This window comes from Anoxybacillus sp., from assembly GCF_036834105.1.
Classification (GTDB): Bacteria; Bacillota; Bacilli; order Bacillales; family Anoxybacillaceae; genus Anoxybacillus.
This window is the reverse complement of sequence record NZ_DAITON010000136.1, coordinates 1-6,007: the sequence shown is the minus strand read 5'-3', so window position 1 is coordinate 6,007 and position 6,007 is coordinate 1. Positions and strand designations below refer to the sequence as shown.

Genomic DNA, 6,007 nt, shown 5'->3' with positions numbered 1-6,007 from the left:
ATTTATTTTACTAATTTTATTTTTTGCGGTAAAGTCAAATAAAACATACTTGATTTATAGGAATAGTAGAAAAATGAGAGGTGAAAGATGTTGCCATTTCAAGTGACGAATAGCCCATTTAACGAACAACAAGTTGACTTGCTCAACCGACTTTGGCCGACATTAACGCCAGCGCAAAAGCTTTGGTTAAGCGGATATTTAGCTGCTACCGAATTTGCGAGCACAGCGGTACAGCAAGAAGCCCACGTATCGAAAGAAATAACGATCCTTTACGGCTCACAAACAGGAAATGCACAAAAATTGGCAGAAAAAACTGGAGAAGCACTCAAAAGTCGTGGGTTTCATGTCCATGTTTTATCGATGCTTGATTTCAAACCAAACGACTTAAAAAAAATCGACACGTTGCTTATTGTCGTTAGCACGTATGGTGAAGGGGAACCACCAGATAACGCCTTGTCGTTTTACGAATTTCTCCATAGCAAGCGCGCACCAAAACTTAACCATCTTCGCTTCTCCGTATTGGCGCTTGGCGATACGTCGTATGAACATTTTTGTAAAACAGGAAAAGACTTCGACCAACGGCTAAAAGAACTCGGGGGAGAGCGGTTATACGAGCGCGTTGATTGTGATGTCGATTATGAGGAAGGAGCGGCGAAGTGGCTTGATGGGGTGCTCAGTGAGTTAAATAAGCAAGGAGGGGGTTCCGTCACCGTCCTTCCCCAGCAGGCGCAAGTGAAGCCCGTTTCTAACTACTCGCGCAAACATCCGTTTCAAGCGGAAGTATTAGAAAATATCAATTTAAATGGACGCGGCTCGAACAAAGAAACGCGCCATATTGAATTATCGCTTGAAGGGTCAGGAATTGTATTTGAGCCGGGGGATGCGCTCGGTATTTTTCCGAAAAACGACGAAGAGCTTGTTGATCTCATCATTCAGGAGATGAAATGGAGCGGTGATACGTGCGTCTCTGTTGAAGGGAAAGAGGAAACGTTGCGTGAAGCACTTCTTTCCCGATTGGAAATTACCGTCTTAACTGAGCCATTATTGCAATCGCTCGTTTCATTTTCACGCCATCCAGATTTTCATGTACTCCTTTCTTCTGAGCAAGAAGTGAAAAGAAAGGAATATATGAAAGGGCGCGATGTGCTCGATGTTCTTCGCGATTTCGGTCCGTGGAATATGTCGCCAGAGCAGTTTGTTTCTTCTTTACGTAAGTTGCAGCCGCGCTTTTATTCGATTGCAAGTAGCTTGCTTGCTTATCCTGATGAGGTGCATATTACCGTTGGTGTAGTGCGTTACGAAGCACACGGACGTTTACGTAAAGGTGTTTGTTCGACGTTTTGTGCGGAACGTTTACACGTTGGCGATCAACTTCCGGTGTTCGTTCATCAAAATCCGAATTTTAAGCTCCCAAAAGACGCAAATACGCCGATCATTATGATCGGACCAGGTACGGGTGTTGCGCCGTTTCGTAGTTTCTTGCAAGAGCGTGAGGCAATAGGGGCGAAAGGGAAGTCGTGGCTATTTTTTGGCGATCAACATTTTGTGACGGATTTCCTCTATCAAACAGAGTGGCAAGCGTGGTTAAAAAATGGCATACTGACGAAAATGGACGTCGCCTTTTCGCGCGATACAGATCAAAAAGTGTACGTGCAGCATCGCATGCTAGAACGAAGCAAGGAGCTGTTCCGCTGGCTTGAAGATGGAGCTGTCGTTTACGTTTGTGGTGATAAGCAGCATATGGCGCGCGATGTACATCAAACGCTTATTCATGTGATTGAAAAAGAAGGAAACATGACAAGCGAACAAGCAGAAGCGTATATAGCTGAGATGCAAAAACAAAAACGATATCAGCGCGATGTATATTAGGGGGGATATGAATGGAAAAGTTTGTATTAACACCACCAGATGGACCACCGAGCGATGTTGAGCGCATTAAACGGGAGAGCAACTATTTGCGCGGCACGTTGAAAGAAACGATGGAAGACCGTATCACTGCTGGTATTCCAGAAGACGACAATCGACTAATGAAATTTCACGGAAGTTATTTACAAGATGATCGCGACTTACGAGCAGAGCGACAAAAACAGAAGTTAGAACCTGCATACCAATTTATGATTCGCGTTCGCACGCCGGGTGGAGTGGCGACGCCTGAACAGTGGCTTGCGATGGACGAATTGGCGCGGACGTATGCGAATAGTACGTTAAAATTAACAACGCGCCAAGCGTTTCAGTTTCACGGCGTATTGAAATGGAATATGAAAAAAACGCTTCAAGCGATTCATGATGCGCTATTGACAACGTTAGCGGCATGTGGTGACGTGAACCGAAATGTGATGTGCAATCCGAATCCGTATCAATCAGAAGTACATGTGGAAGTGTACGAATGGGCGAAAAGATTAAGTGACCATTTATTGCCACAAACAAGGGCGTATTACGAAATTTGGCTCGATGAAAAAAAGGTGGCAGGAACGCCAGAAGTTGAGCAAGAACCGATTTATGGGGCGCTTTATTTACCTCGAAAATTTAAAATTGGTATTGCTGTACCACCATCTAATGACGTCGATGTATTTTCGCAAGACCTCGGTTTCATCGCTATCGTTGAACAAGGAAAACTCGTTGGTTTTAATGTGGCAATCGGTGGTGGAATGGGCATGACCCATGGAGATCGTACGACATATCCGCAACTAGCGAAAGTGATCGGCTTTTGTAAACCAGAACAAGTCATTGATGTCGCCGAAAAAGTTGTCACGATTCAGCGTGACTATGGGAATCGTTCTGTGCGCAAACATGCTCGATTTAAGTACACGATCGATCGCCTCGGCCTAGAAGCAGTGAAGGCTGAGCTAGAGCATCGCCTTGGATGGAAGCTAGAGGAAGCGCGCCCATATCATTTCGAGCATAATGGTGATCGTTATGGTTGGGTAGAAGGGGTAAACGGAACGTGGCATTTCACGTTATTTGTCGAAGGTGGTCGCGTGAAAGATACGGATGATTACCCGTTAATGACAGGATTACGGGAAATAGCGAAAGTGCATGTTGGGGACTTTCGACTAACGGCTAATCAAAATTTAGTTATTGCTAACGTGCCAAGCGAGAAGAAAGGAGAAATTGATGCGCTTATCAAGCAATACAAATTGACAGATGGCAAACATTATAGTGCGCTTCGCCGCAATTCATTGGCTTGTGTTGCGCTACCGACATGTGGGTTAGCGATGGCGGAAGCGGAACGTTATTTGCCAAAGCTACTTGATCAAATTGAAGAAATTGTTGAAGAAAACGGCCTTCGCGATGAGGAAATAACGATTCGCATGACTGGCTGCCCGAACGGCTGTGCACGTCATGTGCTTGGCGAAATTGCATTTATCGGTAAATCGATCGGCAAATATAATATGTATCTCGGAGCTGCATTTGATGGCAGCCGTCTTGGTAAATTGTATCGAGAAAATATCGGAGAAAAAGAAATTTTATCCGAGCTTCGTACGCTCTTTTCTCGGTATGCGAAAGAACGCCTCCCTGGCGAACGTTTTGGTGACTTCGTTATTCGTGCGGGCATTGTGAAAGAAACGACAGATGGAATGAACTTTCATGACTAAACAAATCGGCTTCCTGTTTGGGAGCCGATTTTTAATTTTACTGAAACATAAATTAACGAAATATTTAAATAAATATGATATTCAATTAACAAAAGAGAATTAAAATGAAAAGCAAGAAAAGTGAATACATAAAAGGTAGAGAAAAGGAGAAACCATAACAACAGCGTAGGGGTCATTCTGCCGTTGTTTTCGGTTTCTCTTTTGTTTATGTGAGGGGAAGAAGCATGTTTCTAAAAGAAAAATTTATTGCAACTATTAAGCATCCAAAGCATATGGAATATTTCTTGAAAACGAGATGGAAAACAGCATTTTTACAAACAGGAACGATTAGTGTCATCAAACGATATGTTGATTTGTTGAAAGAGCACGATCGTTATGTGTTCATACATGTTGAAAAGATCCCTGGTATTACTTGTGATAAAGAAGGATTGCAATTTTTAGCAAAATTTATCCGACCACACGGAATTGTCACAACAAAAAGCTCACTTATTCATTTAGCAAAAAAAGAAAAGTTGTGGGCGATCCAACGATTGTTTTTAGTAGATACGGACGCAATGATGAACGGTTTGCATTCAATTCAGCAAGTGGCTCCAGATGCGTTGGAGGTTATGCCTGGCATTGTACCAGAGATGATTGAGCATTTAGTCAAAAAGACGAATATCCCAATTATTACAGGTGGATTAATTCAAAATAAAAACCAAATATTACAATCGATACAAAAAGGAGCACAAGCTGTATCAAGTGGTAATCCAGAAATATGGAAATTAATTGAGAAAGAGGGGATATAATGATTGAATTAATCAATGTTCGTAAATCGTATGATGGGGAAACATTTGTCATTGATGACATAAGCATACAAATTCGAGAAGGAGAATTTTTTGTGCTTGTCGGACCTTCAGGCTGTGGTAAAAGTACATTACTTCGAATGATTGCTGGATTAGAAACAATTACAGAAGGGCAATTGAAAATAGCTGGGAAGGAAATGAATTTTGCTCATCCAAGTGAGAGAAGTTTGTCAATGGTGTTTCAAAATTATGCTTTATATCCTCATTTAACAGTTGAAGAGAATATTGCACTAGGTTTGTACGGAAAGAAAATGTTGAAAAAAGAGAAAAGAAAAAAATGCTTGGAAGTATCAGAAATGCTCGGTTTAACAGAGTACATGAAAAAGAAGCCTTGCCATCTTTCAGGGGGACAAAGGCAGCGAGTAGCTTTGGCGCGTGCCATTGTTGCAGAAACTCCGATTTGCTTAATGGATGAACCGTTATCGAACTTGGATGCTAAATTGCGTGCACATATGCGTACATATATTCGTCAATTGCAACGTCAATTAGGTATGACAATGATTTATGTTACACATGATCAAGTAGAAGCTATGACAATGTCAGATCGAATGATGGTGTTATGTGACGGACGAATTCAGCAGGTGGGAGAGCCTCTGCAAGTGTACAACAGTCCTAATAATGTGTTTGTTGCTTCGTTCATAGGGTCTCCTCCGATGAATATGGCCAAAGTACAGCGACTTTACGACTCTTTTTTACTGCAACACGAATGGATTGTGAAAATTGCTGGCGATGCACATGTTCCAAATGAGAGTGTCACAATTGGTGTTCGACCGGAGCACATTAGATTGGCTCATTCGCACGAACCTCATGTTTTGTTAGAAGTCATCCATGTCGAAAGATTAGGTACGGAAACACTTGTCACATTAAGATTGACTGAACATGATCAATGGATTGCACGCTGGCATGGACAACATCAGATCGAAGTAGGACAGCAAGTGAGAATTGCTATTGACGATGAATGTATCATATTCTTTGACGACAAAGGAAGAAGAGTGAAAAGGGAGGGAGATTCTTATGCCGCATACGGTGAAACGAGTTATTGAAGGGGGGATGTATATTCTTCCTTCCTTGCTACTATTCTCGATTTTTGTATTTTATCCAATGGTTCGCACACTTTATTTGAGTATACATATGACAGATTTTCAAGGGAATCCAACGACTTATGTCGGATTTGAGCACTTCGTTTATTTATTTGAAGATCGCAATTTTAAAGAAAGTATGAAAGCGACATTTTTGTTTGTGGTATATACCGTACCACCAACTGTCATCATTTCTTTATGCTTGGCTCTTTTAGCGAATGAGAAATTACGAGGAATACAGTTATTTCGTACATTTTTTTCATCAACGTTAGGGATGAGTGTGGCAGCTTCTTCTGTTATTTGGATGTTTATGTATAACCCTGCTGTCGGAGTAATCAACAAGATTTTAATCGCGCTCGGTGGAGAAGAACGGCAATGGCTACTCGATCCAGATACAGCTTTAGCGGCGGTTGCCGCAGCTACAGTTTGGATGAATATTGGATTCGCTTTTTTGATCTTGTTGGGTGGGTTACAAAATATTGATTCT

The 6,007-nt window shown here is 41.9% G+C and carries 5 protein-coding genes; all 5 read left to right on the top strand.

From position 1 onward, the window contains the following. The first annotated feature begins 87 nt into the window (after positions 1-87). Entirely contained in the window at positions 88-1,869 is a 1,782-nt protein-coding gene (locus V7Z64_RS11305; protein ID WP_297988597.1) for an assimilatory sulfite reductase (NADPH) flavoprotein subunit, read from the top strand. An 11-nt stretch (positions 1,870-1,880) separates the two neighbouring features. After that, entirely contained in the window at positions 1,881-3,596 is a 1,716-nt protein-coding gene (gene cysI, locus V7Z64_RS11300; RefSeq protein ID WP_297988599.1) for an assimilatory sulfite reductase (NADPH) hemoprotein subunit, read from the top strand. 224 nt (positions 3,597-3,820) lie between these two features. Then, a complete protein-coding gene (locus tag V7Z64_RS11295) occupies positions 3,821-4,384 on the top strand; it encodes a glycerol-3-phosphate responsive antiterminator (RefSeq protein WP_297988602.1) in 564 nt (187 codons plus the stop codon). Continuing rightward, the gene (locus tag V7Z64_RS11290; RefSeq protein ID WP_297988604.1) at positions 4,384-5,484 is read left to right on the top strand and encodes an ABC transporter ATP-binding protein; all 1,101 of its coding nucleotides are present in this window, start codon (positions 4,384-4,386) and stop codon (positions 5,482-5,484) included. The genes V7Z64_RS11295 and V7Z64_RS11290 overlap by 1 nt, the downstream gene beginning before the upstream one ends. Then, a partial coding sequence (locus V7Z64_RS11285) for a carbohydrate ABC transporter permease (protein ID WP_297988607.1) occupies positions 5,456-6,007 on the top strand: 552 nt, incomplete at its 3' end. The genes V7Z64_RS11290 and V7Z64_RS11285, both read left to right, overlap by 29 nt.

What these genes read in the sequence shown, in the direction of transcription:
- V7Z64_RS11305 (WP_297988597.1), top strand. Translation starts at nt 88, where the DNA reads ATGTTGCCATTTCAAGTGACGAATAGCCCATTTAACGAACAACAAGTT.
- cysI (WP_297988599.1), top strand. Translation starts at nt 1,881, where the DNA reads ATGGAAAAGTTTGTATTAACACCACCAGATGGACCACCGAGCGATGTT.
- V7Z64_RS11295 (WP_297988602.1), top strand. Translation starts at nt 3,821, where the DNA reads ATGTTTCTAAAAGAAAAATTTATTGCAACTATTAAGCATCCAAAGCAT.
- V7Z64_RS11290 (WP_297988604.1), top strand. Translation starts at nt 4,384, where the DNA reads ATGATTGAATTAATCAATGTTCGTAAATCGTATGATGGGGAAACATTT.